This window comes from Prevotella lacticifex, from assembly GCF_019973375.1.
GTDB classification, from domain to species: domain Bacteria; phylum Bacteroidota; class Bacteroidia; order Bacteroidales; family Bacteroidaceae; genus Prevotella; species Prevotella lacticifex.
In genome coordinates, this window is the sequence record NZ_BPTV01000009.1 from 1 (window position 1) to 553 (window position 553).

1 protein-coding gene is annotated in these 553 nt (G+C 35.6%); it reads left to right on the forward strand.

Annotated features, from left to right (window positions below):
- On the forward strand, positions 1 to 202 hold a 202-nt coding region (locus LDN30_RS16660), incomplete at its 5' end, for a hypothetical protein (protein ID WP_223930253.1).
- Positions 203 to 553 lie beyond the last annotated feature (351 nt).

The following is a 553-nucleotide window of genomic DNA, read 5'->3' on the forward strand; positions in this document are numbered from 1 at the left end:
CACCACTTCGATGCCTTCAGGTAATTATAGAAGTAGTTTTTTTGTTCTGATGGATTTCCTCCTCTCATCAGCAAAATCTTTCACGCGATTTAACTGTAAATTGATTACTCTGGAGTTGAAATTTGATGGATTTTTAGCTCACTTTAGCAAAAAAAAACAAAAAAAAACAAATTGGAATACCGATAAAACGGCATCGTTGTAGTACTCTGGAGTTTAAATTGGTGATTCCTTTTGCCTTTACCGATAAACGCAACAATTTTAATACTCCGGAGTTGAAGTTTGATAGATTATTTGCTCATTATTAGCCCAAAAAAAAAAGAATACTGATAAAATGAAGTTGTTTATAGTACTACGGAGTTCAAATTAACTGATTTTTTCCGGTTTTATACTGATAACCACGATGCTTTTGAGTATCCGGAGTTGAGATTCGATGAAGTTTTAGTTCTCCGGCGTTCAAATTCGCTCATTCCTTTTACTGTATAGGTTTGTGGCTGTTGCCGGTGCAATTGTTGCCTTATATTCACTCTTCGAAGTAGGAGCATCCGTTTGGGAG